24 protein-coding genes, 1 pseudogene and 1 riboswitch are annotated in these 23352 nt (G+C 40.8%); of the genes and pseudogenes, 5 read left to right on the top strand and 20 right to left on the bottom strand.

The window, feature by feature from the left end:
* Positions 1-65 precede the first annotated feature (65 nt).
* Positions 66-533, bottom strand: a complete 468-nt coding sequence (locus SORDD27_RS01825) for a deoxycytidylate deaminase (RefSeq protein WP_061427019.1) — start codon at positions 531-533, stop codon at positions 66-68.
* A gap of 18 nt (positions 534-551) precedes the next feature.
* Entirely contained in the window at positions 552-1109 is a 558-nt protein-coding gene (locus tag SORDD27_RS01820; RefSeq protein ID WP_000003897.1) for a TetR/AcrR family transcriptional regulator, read from the bottom strand.
* A gap of 124 nt (positions 1110-1233) precedes the next feature.
* Here SORDD27_RS01820 and SORDD27_RS01815 point away from each other — a divergent pair, with 124 nt between their 5' ends.
* The 3 genes from SORDD27_RS01815 to SORDD27_RS01805 are packed head-to-tail and all read left to right on the top strand — an operon-like array spanning position 1234 to position 3853.
* The gene (locus SORDD27_RS01815; protein WP_000219955.1) at positions 1234-2079 is read left to right on the top strand and encodes a DegV family protein; all 846 of its coding nucleotides are present in this window, start codon (positions 1234-1236) and stop codon (positions 2077-2079) included.
* 57 nt (positions 2080-2136) lie between these two features.
* On the top strand, positions 2137-3318 hold the full coding sequence (locus SORDD27_RS01810) for an aminoacetone oxidase (RefSeq protein ID WP_044021759.1): 1182 nt from the start codon (positions 2137-2139) through the stop codon (positions 3316-3318).
* A 13-nt stretch (positions 3319-3331) separates the two neighbouring features.
* Positions 3332-3853: a DUF1697 domain-containing protein gene (locus tag SORDD27_RS01805; RefSeq protein WP_061427017.1), complete on the top strand. Its 522-nt coding sequence runs from the start codon at positions 3332-3334 to the stop codon at positions 3851-3853.
* A gap of 42 nt (positions 3854-3895) precedes the next feature.
* On the opposite strand, the gene SORDD27_RS01800 is transcribed toward SORDD27_RS01805, so the two are convergent.
* A complete protein-coding gene (locus tag SORDD27_RS01800) occupies positions 3896-4636 on the bottom strand; it encodes a MerR family transcriptional regulator (RefSeq protein WP_061427015.1) in 741 nt (246 codons plus the stop codon).
* A 358-nt stretch (positions 4637-4994) separates the two neighbouring features.
* Here SORDD27_RS01800 and SORDD27_RS01795 point away from each other — a divergent pair, with 358 nt between their 5' ends.
* On the top strand, positions 4995-6335 hold the full coding sequence (locus tag SORDD27_RS01795; RefSeq protein ID WP_061427013.1) for a sodium-dependent transporter: 1341 nt from the start codon (positions 4995-4997) through the stop codon (positions 6333-6335).
* 39 nt (positions 6336-6374) lie between these two features.
* Here the strand turns inward: SORDD27_RS01795 and manA are convergent, their stop codons facing one another.
* The 11 genes and pseudogenes from manA to SORDD27_RS01740 all read right to left on the bottom strand — a co-directional run bounded on the left by manA (position 6375) and on the right by SORDD27_RS01740 (position 18302).
* Entirely contained in the window at positions 6375-7319 is a 945-nt protein-coding gene (manA, locus tag SORDD27_RS01790; RefSeq protein ID WP_061427011.1) for a mannose-6-phosphate isomerase, class I, read from the bottom strand.
* Positions 7320-7439: 120 nt separating this feature from the next.
* Positions 7440-8879 (bottom strand): 6-phospho-beta-glucosidase, encoded by a 1440-nt coding sequence (locus SORDD27_RS01785; RefSeq protein ID WP_061427009.1) that lies wholly within the window; start codon positions 8877-8879, stop codon positions 7440-7442.
* 131 nt (positions 8880-9010) lie between these two features.
* Entirely contained in the window at positions 9011-9271 is a 261-nt protein-coding gene (locus SORDD27_RS01780) for a SemiSWEET family transporter (RefSeq protein WP_001291473.1), read from the bottom strand.
* A gap of 218 nt (positions 9272-9489) precedes the next feature.
* A pseudogene (locus SORDD27_RS09910) lies at positions 9490-9570 on the bottom strand (VOC family protein); the annotation flags it as partial.
* Positions 9571-9798: 228 nt separating this feature from the next.
* Positions 9799-10434 carry an ATP-binding cassette domain-containing protein gene (locus SORDD27_RS01770; protein WP_061427007.1) on the bottom strand — a complete coding sequence of 212 codons (636 nt, stop codon included), beginning with the start codon at positions 10432-10434 and terminating at the stop codon, positions 9799-9801.
* 1 nt (position 10435) lies between these two features.
* Positions 10436-12433, bottom strand: coding sequence for a DUF1430 domain-containing protein (locus SORDD27_RS01765; protein ID WP_061427005.1), 1998 nt, complete (start codon positions 12431-12433; stop codon positions 10436-10438).
* A 305-nt stretch (positions 12434-12738) separates the two neighbouring features.
* Positions 12739-13086 (bottom strand): VOC family protein, encoded by a 348-nt coding sequence (locus SORDD27_RS01760; RefSeq protein ID WP_061427003.1) that lies wholly within the window; start codon positions 13084-13086, stop codon positions 12739-12741.
* Between the two features lie 109 nt (positions 13087-13195).
* Entirely contained in the window at positions 13196-14971 is a 1776-nt protein-coding gene (gene spxB / locus SORDD27_RS01755; RefSeq protein ID WP_061427001.1) for a pyruvate oxidase, read from the bottom strand.
* A gap of 321 nt (positions 14972-15292) precedes the next feature.
* Positions 15293-17515 (bottom strand): heavy metal translocating P-type ATPase, encoded by a 2223-nt coding sequence (locus tag SORDD27_RS01750; RefSeq protein WP_061426999.1) that lies wholly within the window; start codon positions 17513-17515, stop codon positions 15293-15295.
* A gap of 9 nt (positions 17516-17524) precedes the next feature.
* Positions 17525-17896 (bottom strand): cupredoxin domain-containing protein, encoded by a 372-nt coding sequence (locus tag SORDD27_RS01745; protein WP_000935072.1) that lies wholly within the window; start codon positions 17894-17896, stop codon positions 17525-17527.
* A gap of 10 nt (positions 17897-17906) precedes the next feature.
* Entirely contained in the window at positions 17907-18302 is a 396-nt protein-coding gene (locus tag SORDD27_RS01740; protein WP_061426997.1) for a CopY/TcrY family copper transport repressor, read from the bottom strand.
* Positions 18303-18485: 183 nt separating this feature from the next.
* A riboswitch (TPP riboswitch) is annotated at positions 18486-18584 on the top strand.
* A gap of 83 nt (positions 18585-18667) precedes the next feature.
* On the opposite strand from SORDD27_RS01740, the gene thiD reads away from it, so the two are divergent.
* Positions 18668-19459: a bifunctional hydroxymethylpyrimidine kinase/phosphomethylpyrimidine kinase gene (gene thiD, locus SORDD27_RS01735; protein WP_000221725.1), complete on the top strand. Its 792-nt coding sequence runs from the start codon at positions 18668-18670 to the stop codon at positions 19457-19459.
* A 47-nt stretch (positions 19460-19506) separates the two neighbouring features.
* Here thiD and thiE read toward each other — a convergent pair whose 3' ends face one another.
* The 6 genes from thiE to SORDD27_RS01705 all read right to left on the bottom strand — a co-directional run.
* Positions 19507-20139, bottom strand: coding sequence for a thiamine phosphate synthase (thiE, locus tag SORDD27_RS01730; protein WP_061426995.1), 633 nt, complete (start codon positions 20137-20139; stop codon positions 19507-19509).
* A complete protein-coding gene (thiM, locus tag SORDD27_RS01725) occupies positions 20132-20935 on the bottom strand; it encodes a hydroxyethylthiazole kinase (RefSeq protein WP_061426993.1) in 804 nt (267 codons plus the stop codon). The genes thiE and thiM overlap by 8 nt, the downstream gene beginning before the upstream one ends.
* Positions 20935-21459: an energy coupling factor transporter S component ThiW gene (gene thiW, locus SORDD27_RS01720; protein ID WP_061426991.1), complete on the bottom strand. Its 525-nt coding sequence runs from the start codon at positions 21457-21459 to the stop codon at positions 20935-20937. Before thiW ends, thiM begins: the two co-directional genes overlap by 1 nt.
* 3 nt (positions 21460-21462) lie before the next feature.
* Entirely contained in the window at positions 21463-22155 is a 693-nt protein-coding gene (gene tenA / locus SORDD27_RS01715) for a thiaminase II (RefSeq protein WP_061426989.1), read from the bottom strand.
* Positions 22156-22165: 10 nt separating this feature from the next.
* On the bottom strand, positions 22166-22816 hold the full coding sequence (locus SORDD27_RS01710) for an energy-coupling factor transporter transmembrane component T (RefSeq protein ID WP_061426987.1): 651 nt from the start codon (positions 22814-22816) through the stop codon (positions 22166-22168).
* On the bottom strand, positions 22813-23352 hold a 540-nt coding region (locus SORDD27_RS01705; protein ID WP_155718882.1), incomplete at its 5' end, for an ATP-binding cassette domain-containing protein. The genes SORDD27_RS01705 and SORDD27_RS01710, both read right to left, overlap by 4 nt.

Raw genomic sequence — 23352 nt, 5'->3', positions numbered from 1 at the left:
TATTCTTCTTATTATATCAAAAAACGGTTTAAAAAGCTTTCTAAACCATTTATTTTAATTAATTTTTAAATCAAATCTGCCTCTTGGAGAGCTGTCTGAACAGTCTCTAATGGTAAATGGGTTAACTCGGTGCCTTTTTCTTGATAAAGGTACTGGGCATAGTCATCCATTCGGTACTGATTGATATAGACTACACGTTTACAACCGACTTGTAAGAGTTGTTTTGTGCAATTTAAACAAGGGAAATGGGTCACATAGGCTATAAATCCTCTGGGAACACCTCGTTCGGCTCCTTGCAAGATGGCATTAACCTCGGCGTGAAGGGTTCGAACACAGTGACCTTCAATGACCAGACATTCGTGGTCAATACAGTGCTCCGTTCCTGATACAGAACCATTATAGCCAGTTGAAATGACTTTATTGTCCTTAACGAGGACAGCTCCCACTTTGGCACGTTTACAGGTCGAACGATTAGCAATCAGTAAAGCCTGGGCTGCAAAGTACTCATCCCAAGCCAGTCTTTTTTCTGTCATAAGTCTTCTCCTTATCCTCTATTTTTTGAAAAATGGCAAGCGTAAATCTGCAATCTTTTCAGCTGGAACCTTCATGCCATCCTTGATCCATTTGAGCAGAACCGATACGATGGCAGAGCTCCAAAAGGAATGAAGGTAGCTACTGACACCTTTTGATTTCCCGTGGTATTTTTCTAGAAATTCCTGCATGGCTTGGACAAAAATCTTTTCCAAATGATAGTCCAGAGCAAGTTGGATAACCTTGGCTTCTTTCTTAGCTGCGCGGAAAAGGTGTACCCAGACTAGATAAAGATCGGTTTTGACATCGTAGTGGCTCAACTGTTCCATAATGTTATGGACACTGCGTTTAAAAACACTTTCCAAAATCTCTTCTTTGGAGTCATAGTTACGATAGAAGGCAGCACGAGAGACACCCGCCCGTTTGACCAGCTCCGAAATGCTGATCTTAGCCAAGTCTTTTTTCTCTAGAAGCTGCAAAAGAGCCGTCTCGATTGCTTCTCTGGTTAAAAAATTGGATTCTTGATTTGATTTTCTGAGATTTTCAAGAGATTTTTCAGATATTTTACGTTCAGACATAACAATTTCTTTCTACTTGTGACAACAGAGAGGTGGTACTTTTGTTTCAAGGGCTTTCATGATATAATTGTAAAAAAAGACAGAACCTTTGTCAATGTATAAGTGACAAAGATGGAGAATTTCTATGACTTGGAAGATTGTAGCTGACTCTGGTTGTGATTATCGTCAACTGGCAACTCCTGCTATTGATACGGAATTTGTTAGTGTTCCTTTAACCATTCAAGTAGCTGATCAGGTCTTTATCGATGATGCCAATCTTAACATTGACCACATGATGGAAACCATGTATGCGACTTCTGAGGCTTCAAAATCAGCTTGTCCTAGCCCTGATGATTACTTGCGTGCATTTGAAGGTGCTAAGCATATCTTTGTCGTTACTATCACTGGTACTCTTTCAGGTAGCCATAATAGTGCACAACTCGCTAAGAATATCCACCTTGAAGAACATCCTGACACTCAGATTCATGTGATCGATACATTGTCTGCAGGTGGTGAGGTTGACTTGATTGTCGATAAAATCAATAGCTTGATTGATCAAGGACTTTCTTATGAGGAAATTGTTAATGCTATTACAGCCTACCAAGAAAAAACGAAGTTGCTCTTTGTCCTCGCTAAGGTCGATAACTTGGTAAAAAATGGCCGTTTGAGTAAGCTTATCGGTACAGTTGTTGGCCTTCTCAACATCCGTATGGTTGGGGAAGCAAGTGAAACTGGAACCCTAGAACTACTCCAAAAAGCGCGTGGACCAAAAAAATCTCTTCAAGCAGCCTATGAAGAACTCATCAAGGCTGGCTACGCTGGTGGCCGTATCGTCATGGCTCATCGCAGCAATGATAAATTCTGTCAGCAATTGTCAGAACGCTTGCTGGAAACTTTCCCACAAGCGGATATCAAAATCATCCCGACGTCTGGTCTCTGTAGTTTCTATGCAGAAGATGGCGGTTTGTTGATGGGATATGAAATTAACTAAGATTATGAGCAACAAGAGATGCCAAGCATCTCTTGTTTTTTGTGGTACAATAGAGCTATGAAACATTTTGATACTATTGTCATTGGTGGAGGACCTGCAGGTATGATGGCTACGATTTCCAGTAGCTTTTATGGTCAGAAAACTCTTCTCATCGAAAAAAATCGCAAACTTGGGAAAAAATTAGCTGGAACGGGCGGTGGTCGTTGTAATGTAACCAACAATGGAACCTTAGATGACCTAATGGCAGGCATCCCGGGAAATGGGCGTTTTCTTTACAGTGTCTTCTCTCAGTTTGATAACCACGATATCATCAACTTTTTTACGGAAAATGGTGTTAAACTCAAGGTCGAGGACCACGGACGCGTCTTTCCTGCTAGTGACAAGTCTCGGACCATTATCGAGGCGCTAGAAAAGAAAATCACTGAACTCGGTGGTCAAGTTGCTACTCAAACAGAAATTGTTTCGGTTAAAAAAATAGACGACCAGTTTGTCCTTAAGTCCGCAGACCAAACCTTCACTTGTAATAAACTGATTGTCACAACTGGCGGAAAATCCTATCCTTCTACAGGTTCGACTGGTTTTGGTCATGAGATTGCCCGTCATTTTAAACATACCATTACTGAACTTGAAGCTGCTGAGAGTCCTTTGTTGACTGATTTTCCACACAAAGCGCTTCAGGGGATTTCACTAGACGATGTGACCTTAAGCTATGGCAAACATGTCATCACTCATGATTTGCTTTTTACCCACTTTGGTTTGTCAGGTCCTGCTGCCCTACGCATGTCTAGCTTTGTCAAGGGAGGTGAAGTCCTTTCTTTGGATGTCTTACCTCAACTTTCTGAAAAGGACTTGGTGGCATTTCTAGAAGAAAACCGTGAAAAATCCTTGAAAAATGCCTTAAAAACTTTGCTTCCAGAACGCTTGGCAGAATTTCTTGTGCAAGGCTATCCTGAAAAAGTCAAACAACTGACTGAAAAGGAACGCGAACAACTTCTCCAGTCCATCAAGGCTCTCAAAATCCCTGTAACTGGAAAAATGTCTCTTGCCAAGTCCTTTGTCACCAAAGGCGGTGTCAGTCTCAAGGAAATCAATCCCAAAACCCTCGAAAGTAAGCTAGTCCCTGGCCTCCACTTTGCTGGCGAGGTACTGGATATCAACGCCCACACGGGTGGCTTTAACATCACTTCTGCCCTCTGCACCGGCTGGGTGGCAGGCTCCAATCCAATAAATACCAAATAAGAAAGGAAGTCCTTTGGAACATATTATTTTACTAAGAGGCGTTACTCCTAATGGAAAAAATGCTATCCCGAAAATGTCTTATTTGGTAGATATTTTGACAGAAGCTGGTTTTCAACACGTTCGAACCTATATTCAAAGTGGGAATATCATTCTTGAGAGTGACTCAGATTTAGAAGAAACACGAGAACGCGTTCATACTTTGATAAAGGAAAAAATTGGGGCCGACTTAAAAATGGTTATCAAGAATAAGAACGATTTTGAAAAGATTGTTCATGAGAATCCATTTAAAGAAGACTACCTTCATGATCGTGTGCATGTAATTCTTTATCAAGGACTTATCCAAAGTCTGCCACTAGAAAAATTGAAAACTGACTACGGCGAGGAAGAAATCTGTGTAGGCGATTACTGTCTCTACCTCTATCTCCCTAGAACTGCAAAACAAAAGAAACTTAATACCAACTATCTTGAAAAGCTTTTTAATGTAGATTTGACCATGCGAAAACTGAATGTAGTAGAAAAATTATTAAGCAAGTAGTATTTGAATTTAGAAAAAAATCGGAAGAATACTCCTCCGATTTTATTTTGTCTGAGTCTGGACATAGTGAGCAATGACATCTGATGTGTACTGGGCTGTACCAGGTCCAAACTTATCAATATTTTCTTTAAACTCTGGGTTATATACGTAGCCTTTGCCGATATGACCGAATACCTCAACAGAACAATCAAATCCATAAGTACGGATGGCTTCCAAGAGCTTGGCTGCTTGCTCTTGGTTTTCAGTTGCTGTTGCAGGTAAACCAGCTTGAAGATTTTGTGCCAAGGTTCGAAAAACTTGGTTGAAGGCAGCCGTAGCTTCGTCTTCGTGACCTTTTTGGCGCTCGATCGCTTGGTCCATCACTTCTTGTCCATACTTCTCTACCGCTTCTTGGTGGTATTTTTGATGATCTTGATAGCTAAATCCAGTAAATTTTTCCTCAATGGTCATTTTTCTTTCTCCTTTTTGTTCTTGTATGGTTTTTTGCAAGGTGGAAATCAAGGTATCCAGATGTTGCCTTTCTCGAGTTAAATAGTCCAACTGCCTGGTCAAATGGGGCAATAAATCTGTCCTTTCTTCCTTTAATAACTCTGCTATTTTTTCTAAAGAAAAGCCTAGATATTTGTAGTACAGAATGACCTGAAGTCGTTCCAAATCCTCCTGACTATAGGTTCGATAGCCATTTTCCGACTTCAACGGAACCAAGAGCCCTATCTTATCGTAGTGATGCAGGGTCTTAACAGAGACACCTGAAAGCTGCGCAGCTTCTTTTATATGGTACATGATTTCCTCCTTATACTCAATGAAAATCAAAGAGCAAACTAGGAAGCTAGCCGCAAGCTGTACTTGAGTACGGTAAGGCGACGCTGACGTGGTTTGAATTTGATTTTCGAAGAGTATTACATTGATAGTATAACCCCTCCCCCTAGGTCAGAGTCAAGCGTTTTTGCGAAAAATTTTTAACTTTTTGAGAAAGGTGTGAAAACTTGAAAATGGTTTTCTTGACAGACCTTAGAAAACATGATAGGATAGTCAAGTCTATCAATCAAACAGAAGGCTCGTAAAGAGCCATTGAGGGAAGGCTATTTGACAACTCAAGTAGCCTTTTCTTATTTTAAAAAACGAGATTGGAGTTTCAACTATGTCAGAAAAATCGCAATGGGGATCGAAACTAGGCTTTATTCTAGCATCTGCTGGTTCAGCCATCGGACTTGGAGCCGTTTGGAAATTTCCCTACATGACTGCTGCTAATGGCGGTGGAGGCTTTTTACTAGTCTTTCTTATTTCTACCATTTTAATCGGTTTCCCGCTCCTGCTTGCTGAATTTGCCCTTGGTCGTAGTGCTGGCGTTTCCGCTATCAAAACTTTTGGAAAACTGGGCAACAATAACAAGTACAACTTTATCGGTTGGATTGGTGCCTTTGCCCTCTTTATCCTTCTCTCCTTTTACAGTGTCATTGGAGGATGGATTCTAGTCTATCTATGTATTGAGTTTGGAAAATTGTTCCAACTTGGTGGAACGGGTGATTATGCTCAGTTATTTACTTCAATCATTTCAAATCCAGCCATTGCACTAGGAGCTCAAGCTGCCTTTATCTTATTGAATATCTTTATTGTATCACGTGGAGTCCAAAAAGGGATCGAAAGAGCTTCGAAAGTCATGATGCCCCTGCTCTTTATCATCTTTGTCGTGATCATTGGGCGCTCTCTCAGTTTGCCAAATGCCATGGAAGGCGTTCTCTACTTCCTCAAGCCAGACTTTTCAAAACTGACCAGTGCTGGTCTCCTCTATGCTCTGGGACAATCTTTCTTTGCCCTCTCACTAGGGGTGACAGCCATGCTGACCTATGCGTCCTACTTGGACAAGAAAACCAATCTGGTCCAATCAGGGATTTCCATTGTAGCCATGAACATCTTGGTATCCATCATGGCAGGTCTAGCCATTTTCCCAGCCATGTCAGCCTTCAACATCCAGTCCGAAGGTGGGCCAAGCCTGCTCTTTATCGTCTTACCTCAACTCTTTGACAAGATGCCCTTTGGAACTATTTTCTACATTCTTTTCCTCTTGCTCTTCCTCTTTGCGACGGTCACTTCCTCTGTCGTGATGCTGGAAATAAATGTGGGCAATATTACCAATCAGGACAACAGCAAACGTGCCAAATGGAGTGCCATTTTAGGAATCTTGACCTTCGTCTTTGGCATTCCTTCAGCCCTATCTTACGGTGTTATGGCAGATGTTCACATCTTTGGAAAGACCTTCTTTGATGCTATGGACTTCTTGGTTTCCAATCTCCTCATGCCATTTGGAGCTCTCTGCCTGTCACTTTTTACAGGCTACATCTTTAAAAAGGCTCTTGCTATGGAGGAACTCCATCTCGATGAAAAAGCATGGAAACAGGGACTTTTCCAAGTCTGGCTCTTCCTTCTTCGTTTTATCATTCCCATCATCATCATCGTGGTTTTTATCGCCCAATTTATGTAATCAAAAAGGACTTGAGTAGTAAACTCAGGCCCTTTCTTTTTATGGATGGCTAACAATCAATTCCAGCCCTTGCCCTTCTAGAGTCCAAGTTTCAACATCACTTGGTAGGATAAAGTGACTACCTTTTTGGATTGGATAGTTTTTCCCGTCAACTATTAGCTGACCGTTCCCAGCCAAGACACTAAACAAGCTATAGTCAGCTATCTTTTCAAAGTCAGCTTTTCCAGTGATTTCCCACTTGTAAACTGCGAAGAAATCATTAGAAACAAGGAGAGTGGAACGTAAATCATCAGCTTTGATAGTGACAGGTCGGCTATTGGCAGGTTCTCCAATGTTTAAAACATCGATGGATTTTTCAAGGTGAAGTTCACGCAAGTTGCCCTTGTCATCCTTACGGTCAAAGTCATAGACACGATAGGTGGTATCGCTAGACTGCTGGGTTTCAAGAATCAAGATACCCGCCCCGATAGCGTGCATGGTACCACTTGGTACATAGAAGAAATCTCCAGCCTTAACTGGCACTTTTGTCAGCAAGGTATCCCAGTTCTTGTCCTCGATTTGCTGGCGGAGTTCTTCTTTTGACTTGGCATTATGACCATAGATAATCTCTGAACCTTCGTCTGCAGCGATGATATACCAGCATTCTGTTTTTCCGAGCTCACCTTCATGTTCTAATCCATAAGCATCGTCTGGATGAACTTGGACACTGAGCCAGTCGTTGGCATCGAGAATTTTAGTTAAGAGAGGAAATACAGGTTCTGGACGGTTGCCAAACAACTCACGATGTTCCACATACAAAGTAGCGAGATCTGTTCCCTCGTAGCGACCATTAGCTACCTTAGAAACTCCATTTGGGTGAGCTGAGATAGCCCAGTATTCTCCGATTTTTTCACTTGGAATGTCGTAACCAAACTCATCACGTAGCTTGGTTCCACCCCAGATTTTTTCTTGCATAACTGATTGTAAAAATAATGGTTCTGACATGTCGATCTCCTGTCTGATTTTTCTCCCCTCATTATAGCAAAAAAAGAGTTCGAATTGAACTCTTTTTCACATCTTATAAAGTAGGGAGAAGATTTTATAAAAATAGTGAACAAATGTGTTCTACTTAATACTTGCACCATTGCTGGCAATGACATCCTTGTACCAGTAGAAGGATTTCTTCTTGCTCCGTTTGAGACTTCCTTGACCTACATTATCACGATCCACATAGATAAAACCATAGCGCTTGTTCATTTCGCCTGTCCCAGCTGAAACCAGATCTATACAACCCCAAGTCGTATAACCAAGCAATTCAACGCCATCTTGGTAAATAGCATCTCGCATAGCCTTGATGTGGGCTTCTAGATAAGCAATCCGATAGTCATCTGCTACATCACCATTTTCATCTGGAGTGTCTATAGCGCCGAGTCCATTTTCTACAATGAACATAGGCTTTTGATAACGATCCCAGATGGCATTGAGGGTGATTCGAAGTCCCAGTGGGTCAATCTGCCAACCCCATTCTGAGGATTCCAGATAGGGATTTTTGATAGAGGCAAAGACATTTCCAGCTGTCAGATCCGTCATTTCTGGATCGCCTGAAGCCACTCGACTCGCATAATAAGAGAAGGAAACAAAGTCAACAGTGTGATTCTTTAACAAGTCCAAATCCTCTGCCGTCATTTCTATCTCAATTCCCTCACGCTCCCACTGCTTCTTGGCATAGTTTGGGTATTCCCCACGCGCTTGGACGTCAATGAAGAAGTAACTCTTGCGGTCTTGCTCCATAGCTGCCCAGTAGTCTCTCGGATGGGCAGTGTTAGGATAATATTGCCCTGCTGCCAACATACATCCCACCCTGTTTTCTGGGTCAATTTCGTGGGCAAGCTTAGTCGCCATAGCCGAGGCTACCAGCTCATGGTGGGCTGCTTGGTATTTGACCTGATCTTGATTTTCTCCTTCTTCAAAACAAATCCCTGCTCCTAAAAAGGGGGCATGCAAAATCATATTGATTTCGTTGAAGGTTAGCCAGTACTTGACCAAGCCCTTGTAACGGGTAAAGAGGGTGCGACAAAGATTTGCGTAAAAGTCCAACATGCGACGATTGCGCCAACCACCGTACTCCCTAATTAAGTGCATGGGGCAATCAAAATGCGTGATGGTCACCAGTGGCTCGATCCCATGCTTGTGGCACTCCTTAAACAAATCCTCATAAAAGGCTAGACCAGCTTCATTTGGCTCTGCTTCATCTCCCTTAGGAAAAATCCGAGTCCAAGCGATGGAAAGTCGATAGGTTTTAAATCCCATTTCTGCAAAAAGCGCAATATCTTCCTTGTAATGATGGTACATATCAATGGCTTCCTTTGCTGGGTAAAAATAGCCCTCCTCAAAAGAAAACATCTTTTTCTGACCTGTAATAATGGCCTCACGGTCTGGACCAATCGGTACCACATCCACATTAGCCAGACCACGACCGTCCTGATTATAAGCACCCTCACATTGATTAGCCGCCGTTGCACCACCCCAGAGAAATCCTTCTGGAAATTGTAGTATTTCTGTCATCACTTTACCTCGATTGATTTATTACTTCTATTATACTAAAAAGGAGGCAAAAAGTTTTGAACTCTCTGGATAATGATAGCACTAAACTTACTTTTATATATACGAAAAAAAGACTGAAACCAGTCTTCTTTTTAAATCAATGCCGTAATAGCCGTTACTAGTCCAAAAACGATACCTGGCGCATTAGCAGCCGCGAGGGGAATATCTCTTTCTTTCTTGAAAAGACCGTAATAAACCCATAAACTACAGTTGATGGCTGCGACCAAGGGCTGGATGAAATTTCCTTTTTGACCAGCCAAGTTGTTCATGATTTGTGGGAAGTAAGACACATACATCATAACGGACATGAAGGTCGCTACCCAACCCAAAATTTTCATTTGTTTTTCAGACATTTTCAAAACCTCTTTCATTTTTATGAATCATATTTTATAATCTTTTTTCAAAACAATCAAGACTTTGTAGCTTTTGTTATGAAGTTGTAAACTATCACAATCTTGTGATAAGAAAGAGGAAACAGAAAAAGACCGGATTGCTCCGATCTTTTAATAGTTCATATGCGCACATTCTTTTTTTAAGAATCATTATGGTTAGCTTCAAATGATTACGCGCCCTATTTCATACGATAAAAATCAAGCACTAAACCAGCTGGACCTTTTACAAGCAAGGACTCTGTTCCCCAATCAGGTTGAACATTAAAACTATCATACAGTCATTCATAAAAACAGTATCTTTTAATCCTTTTCTTCACGAACATAATTGTAGATAGTAATACATACAGATAAAAAACTAAAAAGACAGATCATCTGTATGATGATTTTTACAGGTTGACGAAGTAAACCAAACTGAGTTAGGATAACAAAAAGAGAGGAGCCCGCTATCATTACCTGAAAAAAGATAAGCGTCAAACTAAATCGATTTTTCATTTCTGCTCCTTTCTTACCACTATCACTTCATCTAAACGCTCATAAACGCTTTTATCATGAGTCGCAATGATAATAATACGTTTTTCATTTTGTAACCCAAGAATCAAATCAATAATCTCTCGGCTATTTTTTTCATCCAACGAAGCCGTAGGTTCATCCGCAAGTACAATTGGAGAATCCTTTAGCATAACTTTAGCTATGGCAACACGTTGGGCTTCCCCACCAGATAAAGAATAAATTTTCCGATTCAAATCGAGCTGGAGATGAACCTTTTTTAATGCTTCACACATTTGTTCCACTTTATCTTTTCTGGAAAGTTTCTTGCCAATAAAAGCCAATTCCAAATTATCTTTAATACTCCTGTTTTCAATTAATCCATAATTTTGAAAAAGATAGCTAACAAAATCTTTAAAATAAGTTTTTTCCTTTATCTTTCTAAGGTCAATGCCATTTATTTCTACTGTACCATTTTGAGCTGTTTCTAGCTTTCCAATGATATTTAACAAAGTTGTCTTACCAGCACCTGATTCTCCTATCAAGGCATAAGATTTCCCCTCACAAAACTGATAAGAGTAATCACGAAGAACAACATGCCCATCAAATGTCTTTTGAATATCTCTTAACTCAATCATATTACCCTCCTTTCAGATATAAGATACTACTTGTTTGGTGTTGCCTTAATTGAAAGAAAAAGAGTGCGAGAAAACCAACAGCCATAAAAATAGGAAATAGCGTAACCAAGATTGGGAGATGTAAGAAAGTAGCCAAACCTGCTAATAAAAAGTAACCACACATCAAGGTAAGCAAGTAAAAATGATGAATCACAATAAGAGATTTTCCTGCTAAACGTTCAATAAAATAAGTCTTACGCCCTTGATAAAAATAAAGTGTATTTAACAAAATCATCAACAAGATGGAAGTAGCTAGACTAATGCACGACGCAATCAAGAGTAACAATCTTTCCACTGTCACCTGTTGGATTTTTGATTCAAAAGAATAAAGACCATTAGTAAAGCTTCCGATATGTGCTGTCATTTTATACTGTTTTATAATTTCCCTGACTTGCTCAGGATGGTCAAAAACATAGTTTGATATATCAAATCCTGCAACTTCTTGTCTTTCATAAGCAGATCCATACACGATAATAATCGGATTGTGAACAAAACTATCTCGATTAACTAAGTAATGTACAGAAGTAAAAATCGGATAGATAAAGAGGTTTTCTCCTCCCTCATAAGTCGCAACTTCCACTCTTTCATCTGGATGATTTTTCCTAATTGGTGCATTATCGGGTGCAAATCCCTTTTGAACAAACCGAGACCAAACCTTTTTCAAATCCTCAATCTTATTTTCCTTACTCTTTGGAATTAAAATCAAACGATCAAAGTCTCCCATTTGTTCAAAGAAAGCTTGTCCTTCTGTGTTTAGTTGAAGACCACTTTGCTTAATGAACTTTCGATTAACTTTTAGTTGATTTGAAATATTTTCAGAAGTTGGATAATCAGAGTTTTTCTGAGAATTACTAGACATAGCAATATAATCTAAAGTAGTTCCAATGTATAGTGGCTCAGTTTTTGAGACTAAGTCACCGTAAAATGCCTGTACTCTTTCTTTATCAACTTTCTCCTCTCCTGTATCAAGACCATGAGTCGCAAAATAGCTAGGATATTGTGTCCACGCTTGCTTCCCTTCTTCCAAGGTTCTCACTTGTCTAGTCATATCCACCACCCCATAAATGCTGTACATAACCGTTAGGAGTGAAAAAATCTGTGTTACAATAACCAAAACAAAAATCAAATGCAAGGGAGCTTTCCCCTTAAGGGATAGGTTCATCGGTTGTCTCTGTAAGATATGATAAAACAGATTGGAGGCAAAAAAGTTTAGAAAAAGTAGAATGACTAACCAAGCTAGTAAGGGAAATCCAATCAATTCTATAGCAAGTAATGTAGCATTTCTTTGTAAAATAAGTATAAGAATAGCTAGTACAAATACAATGCTAGCACTCCCTACTAAAAAAAGACTCTCTTTCCAAATTCCCCTAAGGGCAATCTGATACTTACCTAATCCTGATATTCTCTTGATACTGACCGATCGAATATTAACAATATAGTCCGCAACCAGGAGTGTAAGAAAAGAAATTAGAAAAACAAAGGCTATCATAATAGCTTGTGGATAGACTAAGAGAAATTTTAAGAGGGTGAGTCCAGAATTTGCTTCCACAGCATTCGCTTGATGTCCCTTTTCAATCAATCTGCCTGCCAAATCTTGAGCGCTTAGATTTCCTTTGACAATAATATAAAGAGTATTATATGAAGCATTTTGAATAAGTCCTTGGTTTTCTTGTAAGGGTAAATCCTTTGGTAGTTCTCCTCCAATAGGAATGTAAGTGTTTTCCACCTCACCTCTCTCATTTTCTTTAACATCTACTATTCTCCTCGCCAGAACAGTTCCAGTATCTTCTGCAATTTTCTGTAAATCCGTAGCAATGGAACTAGTCGAACTCACAACATCAACTTTCTGACTATAACCTCCCAACAATTCACTCTTATAGTGGTAAACAAAGAGAAGACCGACAAGGGTTATCAAGATAAAGGAAGAACATGCTAATATTTTTTTTAATAAACCATACATAGATGACTCCTTTTATACGAAAAAAGAGGGGAAATCACCTCCCCTCCCTACTCACTAATCAATACCAATTAAGACTCTAATAAGATAAATGCTTTAAAAACGCATTATTTCCTCCTTCCTAATTTATTTAAAGCACTCACTCCACCTATATTTATGTTCATTATAGCGCAACAAGAAAGCGCTGTCAATTTTTTATGTGCTAAAAGCCGTTATAAAAAGACCGGATTGCTCCGATCTTTTAATAGTTCATATGCGCACATCCTGTATTAGGAATAATTAAGGTTAGCTTCAAATGATTAAGCGACCTATTTCATTCGATAAAAATCAATCACTAGGCCAGCAGGGCCTTTAACTAGTAGCGATTCCGTTCCCCAATCAGTTCCAGCCGGACCGTTTAAAATGTCGGCACCAAGCTCTTTCAACCGTTGGTAGTTCTGCTCTACATCCTCAACCTCAATGTGAAGAATGATTCCTGACTGAAAATCTTCCAAAGGAATCAAATGATTTTGGGACAACATGAGACAGTGACTGCCAATCGTAAACTGAGCAAAACTGTCATCAACATAATCTGACTTTTTATCCAAAAGTCGCTCCAAGTCGGCACAGACTTGAGGGACATTTGAAACGATGATATCTAATTGATTTAAATTCATTTACTATCCTCCAGAAAAAGACCGGATTGCTCCGATCTTTTCAAGTTCGACTCTTGAAAATCAAAGAATAAAATCTACAAAGTTTACATTTGATTTTCGACGAGAGGAATTATTTGATTGCGCGTGATTGCAATCCTTCTTCTTCCAAGAAGAGGCGGAATGGTACGAGTTCTTCTGCTTCGTATTTTTCCTTGAAGGCTTTGATTGCTTCTTCTGAGTGTTGTTTTGGATCGAGTTCAAGTACTTCTACTGGAAGTGGACGGTGTTGAGAGATGCGAGCATCGATCACAACAGTTTTACCTTCTTTGTTCAATTTAACAGCTTCTGCAACAACTGCATCGATATCTTCGATACGGTCAACTGTAAATCCTACAGCACCTTGAGCTTCAGCGATTTTCGCGTAGTCCGCGTTAGGGAAGTCACAACCAAACAAGTGTTTGTTTGTGTCTTCGTATTTGTCCTTGATGAAGGCATATTTACCATTTGAGAAGACAACGTTGATAACTGGAAGGTCGTATTGAACGTTTGTAATCACGTCTGGGTAGCACATGTTGAATGCACCGTCACCCATGATGTTCCATACTTGGCGATCTGGATTGTCTTTCTTAGCAGCGATACCACCAGGAAGGGCAATACCCATTGTCGCAAAGAGTGGAGATGTACGCCACATGTTCTTAGGTGTCATGTGAAGGTGACGAGTAGATGTTTGAGTAGTGTCACCTACGTCGATTGAGTAGATAGCGTCTTGATCAGCATGTTTGTTGATTGCATTGTAAACTTGATACAATTGCAATTCACCCTCAGTTTTACCTTCGAGTTTGTTCATGTAATCGCGCCAGTTTTGGTTGTTCTTCACGTTTGCACGCCACCATGGAGTAGACTCAACTGGGTTCACTTTGTCAAGGATAGCTTTCGCTGCTTGACCTGCGTCACCAAGGATTGAAGCGTCAAGGGCGTGACGTTTACCAAGTTTGTAAGGGTCGATATCGACTTGGATGAATTTTTCAGTGTTCTTGAAGGCTTCGTAAACTTCAGCAAATGGGAAGTTTGAACCAAGGAAAAGAACTGTGTCTGCTTCGAAGACCACTTCGTTGGCTGGTTTCCAACCAACACGGTAAGCAGAACCTGTCAACCCTTCGTAGTTCCATTCAAAGGCTTCAAAGTTTTTACCAGTTGTGATGATTGGTGCTTTGATTTTACGTGACAATTCAGTAATCACTTCACCAGCTTTAACACCACCGTAACCAGCGTAGATAACTGGACGTTCAGCATTGTTCAAGATTTCAACAGCTTTGTTGATTTCAACTTCGTTCAAAGCAGGAGCAATGAATGAACGCTCGTATGAACCTGAACCGTAGTATGAATTTTCGTCGATTTCTTGGAAACCGAAGTTTACTGGGATTTCAACAACAGCTGGACCTTTTTTAGAAACTGCAGCACGGCAAGCTTCGTCAATAACTTTTGGCAATTGCTCAGCGTAAGCTACACGTTTGTTGTAGACAGCGATACCGTTGTACATTGGGTTTTGGTTAAGCTCTTGGAAAGCATCCATGTTGAGTTCGTTAACTGGACGTGATCCAAGGATAGCAAGGAATGGAGTGTTGTCCATAGCTGCATCGTAAACACCGTTAATCAAGTGAGTCGCACCTGGACCACCTGAACCTACTGCAACCCCGATTGAGCCACCGAATTTAGCTTGCATAACCGCTGCAAGAGCACCTGTTTCTTCGTGGCGAACTTGCAAGAAGCGGATATCTTTGTCTTCAGCCAAAGCGTCCATCAATGAGCTGAGTGTTCCTGATGGGATACCGTAGATTGTGTCTACGCCCCATGTTTTCAATACGTTGAGCATTGCTGCTGATGCAGTAATTTTCCCTTGAGTCATTATAACTCTCCTTCAAATATTTTTAAAATTTGATTCATCCGTTTTCATATACTAATTGGAAACGTTTCAGCAAATTTTTACTCTACTACTTTACCATAATTGTTTTTTGTCTCCTAAAAATGTGCTCAGAAGTTTTTATTCTCTATTACAGTACAGTTTGAAAGCGTTTTTTAGAACTGTTTTATAATACTCAATAAAAATTAAAGAGCAAACTAGGAAACTAGCCGCAGGTTGCTCAAAGCACAGCTTTGAGGTTGCAGATAAAGTTGACGTGGTTTGAAGAGATTTTCGAAGAGTATAAAAAGCGGGTAAGCCCGCTTCTTAGTCTATCTTAGTAACGTTTAGCATGAGTGAACTAATCAAAACAGATACAGAACTAAAAGCCATGGCTAGACCAGCCAGTTCTGGGTTGAGCACCAAACCAATACCTGAAAAGACTCCTGCTGCAATCGGAATACCAATGAGGTTATAGATAGAAGCCCAGAAAAGATTGAGTAGAATACGATTAAAGGTCTTCTTACTCATATCAAAAGCACGTGCCAATCCTAGTAAATTGTTGGTTGTAAGGACAAGATCTGCTGATTCAATGGCAATATCTGTCCCAGAGCCCATGGCAATTCCGACATCCGCTACACTGAGGGCCGGCGCATCATTGATACCATCTCCAACAAAGGCCAATTTCCCATTCTTTTGAAGCTTGTGAATTTCATGTGCCTTTTCCTCTGGCAAGACATTTGCGATTACTTCTTCGATACCAATTTGTTCTGCAATCGCATGGGCTACTCCAGCATTATCTCCAGTAAGCATGACCGTTCTAAGACCACGTTTTTTCAATTTAGCAATAGCTTCTTTGGCATTTTCCTTAGGGACATCCTGCAAGGCAATTAAGCCTTTTAACTGACCATCCACGGATAGGAAGACAACTGTTTTTGCTTCTTTCTCAAGCAAATCAAATCGTTCTTGATAATCATGTGGAATAGCAAGGTCAGCTAAGAGCTTAGCATTCCCCAGCAAGACTTGCTTACCATTAATAATCCCAGTCACACCTTTTCCATGCAAGGCTTGGAAGTTTTCCACTGGGTGAAGGCTAATTCCTAGTTCAGATGCACGATTAACAATAGCTTGAGCTAGCGGGTGTTGAGATACATCTTCCAGTGAAGCAGCCAAACTTAGCACTTCTCCTTCATCTCCGATAACATCTGTCACTACTGGCTTCCCTTCGGTCAAGGTTCCTGTCTTATCAAAAACAACCGTTTGAACTTTTTGGATTTCCTGTAGAACTGTACCATTTTTGAGAAGAATCCCCATCTTGGCACTTCGTCCTGTTCCAACCATGAGTGCTGTTGGTGTCGCAAGTCCAAGAGCACAAGGGCAGGCAATAATCAAGACTGCAACACCATAGAGAAGCGACGTTACAAAACTTTCACCAAGAAAAACAAACCAGATCCAAAAAGTAAGGAGTCCTAAAATGACAACTGCTGGTACGAAAATTCCAGAAATCTTGTCTGTCAAATCTTGAATAGGAGCACGACTGGTTTGAGCTTTCTTCACAAAGTCTACAATCTGAGCCAACATGGTTTCAGAACCTACTTTTTCAGCTCTAAAAATGATCGTACCACTATTATTGATGGTTGAACCAATGACAGCATCTCCAACTGATTTATCGACTGGAATACTTTCCCCAGTTACCATTGATTCATCAATACTAGTTTCTCCTTCTATTACAGTCCCATCAACGGCAATTTTTTCACCTGGTCGAACGCGAATGAGATCCCCAACTTTGACTTGTTCTAGAGGTATTTGAACATAAACATCATCACGCAAAACCTCTGCTGTTTTTGCTTGTAGGTCTAATAATTTTTCGACTGCCTGCGAAGTATTTTTTCGCATTTTTTCCTCAAAAACTGCTCCCAAAAGAATGAAGAAGAGGATAAATGCAGCACTTTCAAAGTAAACGGGCAGACCAGTGAAGAGGGCAACTAAGCTATAGAAATAGGCCACTAGGGTTCCCAGAGCAACCAAGGTATCCATGTTGGAATTGTGCTTTTTAAAACTAGCCCAGGCGCTTCTGATATATGGAACTCCAGCTACCAGCATAATGGGGGTTGTGGCTAAAAAGGTGCCCCAACGCATGACTTGGTGACTAATTCCTCCTGTAGACATCCCAATCATGAGAATCACAAGAGGCACAGTAAAGATACTAGTAATCCAAAAACGTTGTAAAAGACTGAGAGACTTTTTGGTTTTTTCAACAACGGTGTAGGTTCCCTTTTGCATCTTCATGCCACAAGAAAACTCGTGCTCACCCAAGTCTTGAGGCGTAAAGCGAATAATTTTTTCCTCATCTTGAGCGATTGGTTCTAGAATCCCTTCTTCTTCGAAGAGAACTTCTTTATAACAGTTTGAAGGTGTCACACGGTGAAAAGTAATCTCAGCAGGAATCCCTTTTTGCAGTTGGATGTGGGCTGGATGGTAGCCTTTGTCTGCCGTGATACGGATTTTTTGAATGCCATTTTCTAGGCTTACTTTCACAATTTCTGTCATCATTTCCTCCTACTCTACAATCATCTTGCCGTGCATCATATTCATGCCACATGCAAAGCCAAATTCTCCAGCCTGTTCAGGCGTGATTTCCACTACATACTCTTCCCCCATAGGCAAGTCCGCATGCACACCAAAATCTGGAAAGACGATCTGATCCAAACAAGGTGAAGGATCCTTACGGTCAAAGACAATGCGGGCTGGCACTGATTTTTTAAGAATAATCAACTCAGGCGTATAGCCCCCCATGACTTCCACTCGAATCTCTTGGTAGCCCTTTTTTTGCTGGGCCTTTTGTCCAGATTTTTCAGGCTTTTTGAAAAACCAAAACAAGATAAACGCGATAAGGGTAATACAAATAATGGTTACAATACTATTTAACATGACGTCTCCTTTACATACAATTACATCTTACTTCTGTTACTGCGCTAGCTTTTTTCTCAGAAATCACAGCTTCCAATCCTTCCAAGTCAGACAAAGTAAAATCACATTCAGCAATCAAATCAGCCAACAAGTTCTTAATCCTACGAGAACAAACCTTGTCCTTGATATCTTGGACAAGTAAATCCCGACTTTGGTCCAAAGTTAAAAGGGCTGAATAGACAAAGAACTTGCCTTCTTTTTTCCTTGTCAGACACTCTTTCTCAACCAAACGAGCCAAAAGAGTTTGAATGGTCGACTTGGACCAGTCAAACCGCTCCGCCAGAACCCTGATCAAATCCGTACTGGTCTGCTCTCCTTGCATCCAAATAATCTTCATGACCTGCCATTCTGCATCCGAAATCTGCATTGTTATTCCTCCTAAATCTACATTTGTCGATTACAGTTATTAGTATACTCCGAAAATCTACATTTGTCAACTATAATTTTTATTATTTTTTCGAAAAATAGAATTCCAATCATGTAACGAGAGATTTGCAGTCAAATTTTACTATATAAACTATAAAAATATGCTATACTGAAGAAAAAAGAAAACAACCACTAGGGGTGCGTAAAGCTGAGATTAACGACTGTTAGATCCCTTTGACTCAATCTAGGTAATGCTAGCTGATGGAAGTGGAAATGATAATGAGGACGACTTGTCTTCTATTGCTTTCCTGAAACAGACCAGCTTGTTCTTGAGAATACAAACTTCAGTTGGTTGGGAGGTTTTAGATGACTTATTTACCCGTTGCTCTAACCATTGCTGGGACAGACCCTAGTGGTGGTGCTGGCATTATGGCTGACTTAAAGTCGTTCCAAGCTAGAGATGTCTATGGAATGGCCGTTGTGACCAGCCTTGTCGCTCAAAATACCAGAGGTGTTCAGCTAATCGAGCACGTCTCCAACCAAATGCTGGAAGCTCAATTGGAAAGTGTCTTTTCGGATATCAAGCCTCAGGCTGTAAAAACTGGTATGCTGGCAACTACTGAAATCATGGAGATTATCCAACCCTATCTTAAAAAGCTGGACTGTCCCTATGTGCTGGACCCTGTTATGGTTGCTACGAGTGGTGATACCCTGATAGATACTAGTGCGAGAAGCTACCTAAAAACAAATCTGCTTCCCCTTGCGACTATTATTACACCCAATCTTCCTGAGGCAGAAGAAATTGTTGGTTTTTCGATTCATGATCCTGAAGATATGCAACGTGCTGGTCGCCTGATTTTAAAAGAATTTGGTCCTCAGTCTGTGGTAATCAAAGGTGGCCATCTCGAAGGCGGTGCCAAGGATTTCCTCTTTACTAAGGAGGAGCAATTTGTCTGGGAAAGTCCTAGAATTCAAACCTGTCACACCCATGGTACTGGATGTACTTTTGCTGCAGTGATTACGGCTGAACTAGCCAAGGGGAAGACCCTTTATCAGGCAGTTGATAAGGCCAAGGCCTTTATCACAAAAGCCATCCAAGACGCCCCTCAACTCGGTCATGGTTCTGGTCCAGTCAACCATACAAGCTTTAAAGATTAAGAAAAAACTCTCTAGTTCCCACTATAAGGGAATTAGAGAGTTTTTGATTAGGAAATAATGTCATCCAGCTTTGTTAAAAAGGCATGCGCTTTTGCTTCAATATCTTCTGCCTGCATCAGATCCCTGACGACTGCTACACCAGCTATGCCAGTACCCGTAAGTTGGTCAATGTTCTCTGACGTCAAGCCTCCAATAGCAACTACTGGAATGGCGACCGTTTGGCAAATGGTTTTCAAGGTTGAAATCAGGGTGATAGGTGCATTTTCTTTGGTCCTAGTTGGGAAAATGGCTCCTGTTCCCAAGTAATCCGCACCCGATGTTTCCGCCTCAAGAGCCCTTTTTACTGTTTTAGCAGTAACACCGAGGATTTTTTCAGGACCCAAGACTTGGCGGGCAACCGAAACTGGTAGCTCATCGTCGCCAATATGCAAACCTGCAGCATCTACTGCGAGACAGATATCCAACCGATCATCGATAATTAAGGGTACTTGGTAGGCATCTGTTATTTCCTTGACTTGTTTTGCCAGTTGATAATATTGATTGGTAGTGAGATTTTTTTCTCGCAATTGGATGATGGTAACACCTGAACGGCAGGCCGTCTCAACCTTTTTAAGGAAGCTTTCCAAGGAATCTTGGTAGCGGTTGGTTACCAGATATAGTCTGAGCGCTTCTCTATTCATAAATATCTCCTTTGATGGTATCTAGCCAATTTTCATCTCTTTTTAGGAGAGAGAGCTGATTGAGAGTTTGAAAGCGGAAATCTTCCAATCCCATTCCTTGAACAAGAATTCTCTCAGCAGCGATATTGAGATAAGAAACTGCTAGGCAAGAAGCTTCAAATGCAGTCTTTCCTTGGCTAAGAAAAACGGCTGTCAAGGCTCCAACTAAGTCTCCTGTCCCTGTTATCCAGTCTAATTCTGCACAGCCATTTCCCAATACAGCAACTTGATTTTCTGAAACGATGAGGTCCTTGGGTCCAGTGACTAAAAATGACATACCAGGATAAAGCTGACACCAGTCTTTCAAGACTTGAAGCAAATCCTCCGTTTCTTGATCTTTATGGCTAGCATCAACTCCAACTCCATGGTGCTTTAAGCCAACAAGACTTCGGATTTCTGACATATTTCCTTTAAGAACGGTGGGCTTGTATTCTAAAAGATCTCTGACTAGTCCCTTACGAATGGGTGATGCTGCTACGCCAACCGCATCTACTACCATTGGGAGACAAGCTTGAGCTGCATAAGTAGCTGCCATGCGGATTGCTTTCTCCTTCTCAGCTGACAAATGCCCCAAATTGATGAAGAGAGCTTGGCTTTGTTTAGTAAAATCAAGAACCTCACGGGGATCATCTGCCATGACAGGTTTAGATCCTAGAGCCAAAATGCCATTGGCCAGCATCTCACAGGAAATCTCATTGGTGATGCAGTGAATTAAGGAGCTAGAGCTCAGAGGAAAGGGATTTGTAAATTCCTGCATCAGTCTATCCTTTCTCCAAAGAAATATCCTTGTACTTTTTTAAAGAATTCCTGCTTGATTAAAAATCGAAAGGCAAGAAAAGCTATGGCTGTACCGATCAAGGTCGCTCCGAAAAATCGCGGAGTATAGATAAACCAGCTGAGCTTGGCCGCAGATCCTGTAAAGAGAACCATAACAGGATAGGAAACAATAGAACCGATAATACCTGTTCCCAAAATCTCTCCTAGAGCAGAATAGTGAAATTTCCGACCGTACTTATAAAAGAGACCTGCTAGGAGGGCTCCGAAAGTAGCTCCTGTGAGGGCCAAAGGAGGAATCCCATGAGTTGACATACGGATAAAGGCTGTGACTGTAGCCATGATCAAGGCATAAACAGGCCCCATCAAAATTCCTGCTAGGATATTGACTACACTGGACATCGGTGCCATTCCCTCAATTCGAAAGATGGGTGTAAGAACTACGTCAAGGGCAATCATCATGGATAAAATAGTTAATTTGTGAACTTGTAGTTGGTGGTTTCTCATTTTCTATTTCTTCTCTTTTTCTAAAGACTGCAAATCACTCGTCCAGGTTTGATGTTGGTAAGCCATCTCCCAAAACTTGGCTTCCATGTGGACACTTCGATGGAAGGCCTCTAGCATTTTTTGTTTGTCTGTCTCGTTGCTTTCGCGATAGAGCTGATTGACCAGGGCTTCTTCCTCTTTAATCTGCTGTTCTAACTCATCGGTGATATAGGTCTCAATCCACTGTTGATAAAGAGGATTCGGGGATGGTTTGCGATTAAGTGCCTTGCCCAAATCATGGTATAACCAAGGACATGGGAGCAAACTAGCAAAAGCAATGCCCAAGTTTGACTCTGCAAATTGACGATAAATATGAGAAATGTAATGATAGCAGGTTGGAGCAATCGGTTGCTCATCCATTTCCTGGTCACTGATTCCTAATTCCTTGAAAAATTGTTGGCGGATAAACAACTCACCCTCCACTAGACTCTGGGCATTTTGTTTCAAGAGTCTTTTCATCTTTTCGTTTGAAGTCTTATCAGCCAAGAGGTGATAGGCTTCTGAAAAAGACTTCAGGTAATAAGCATCCTGAATTAGGTAATAGCGGAAAATTGCAGGGTCTAAATTTCCCTCTTGTAACTGTAAAACAAAGGGGTGATGAAAGGAAGCCTGCCAAGCTTCCTTGGATAATTCCATAGCAATATCTGTAAATTCCATAATAACTCCTTTATAGAAATAAACTGGTTTGAAGCAATAAAAAGAAAAGTAGGTAGATTAATTTTGTCCTCTGAGAAATATAAAAGGTTCGATAGTTATTCTCCACCTGTGCATGTTCGTCATATCCATGTGCAGACAAAGCTCTCAGGTAAAGATGGCGCCATCTAAAAACCGTCATCAGAACCTTGCTGTAAATCAAGGGCGACCAAACATGCAATTTTTGACCACGTAATAAGCACGCTTCCTTGAGGGACTTGATTTCTTGCTGAATGAGGGGAAAGGAATTGAATACTACAATTAAGGCATAAGCCCAAGAACGCGATAACCCCTTTTGAGCCAAGTACAAGAGAAGCTCTTTTAGGGAAATACTAGAAACAAAGACAAGGCCGATACAAACCGTCACAAAAGCCCTCGTCCCAAGTATCACTGCCTGCGAAGCATCCCCATGTAACTGAACTGCCCAGTAGTTGGCCAAAGATGGTAAGATGGCGAGCACAAGCATCCAAGCCAACATTTTAAATCGACGATAATAGAGCATAAAGAGGATGCAAAATGCGACTACCGAAAGATTAAGAGCAATCGAAGGAATGAAAGATGTTTCCAGGGATAAAATTAGCAAGAAAAGACTGATAATAGGTGTCTTGGTTGCTACTTTGATCATACTACCTCACCTCCCCCTAGAGTATCATTGTTCAGAGATGGGAGAGGTTTGCTGATGGTCACGTCTTGAAGATGGCTGAGCCCCTCACTTGTCATCTCGATCCAATAATCGACCACAGAGATCAAGGGATCTAAACGATGGCTAATAATCAAAAAACTTCTTCCTTGATTTCTGTCCTCCAACATCCACTGACAAAAATAATGGCAGGCTCTATCATCCAAACCAGCAAAGGGTTCATCTAGCAAGATCGCAGAAGCCTTGCTGGTCAAGATGGTCAAAAGCTGAATAATCTTTTGCTGGCCACCACTTAATTGATAGGGACTCTTATCAAGCGCCTGCTCCAGATTAAAATATCGTAAAGCTTGGAGAATCCGCTGATTTCTTTCAGAGTCTGAGCTATCTAATTGCAGTTCTTCTCTCAGACTGACTCGGATAAATTGCTTTTCAGCTTCCTGAACAACTCCCGTCAGATCACGATACAAACTCTTTTTCTTTTTCAGGACCGAACCCTTCCAAGTAATGCACCCCTTATACTT

Source organism: Streptococcus oralis (assembly GCF_001579025.1).
Classification (GTDB): domain Bacteria; phylum Bacillota; class Bacilli; order Lactobacillales; family Streptococcaceae; genus Streptococcus; species Streptococcus oralis_X.
Note: the sequence above shows the minus strand (reverse complement) of the source record. Positions and strands in the feature narration are given on the sequence as shown.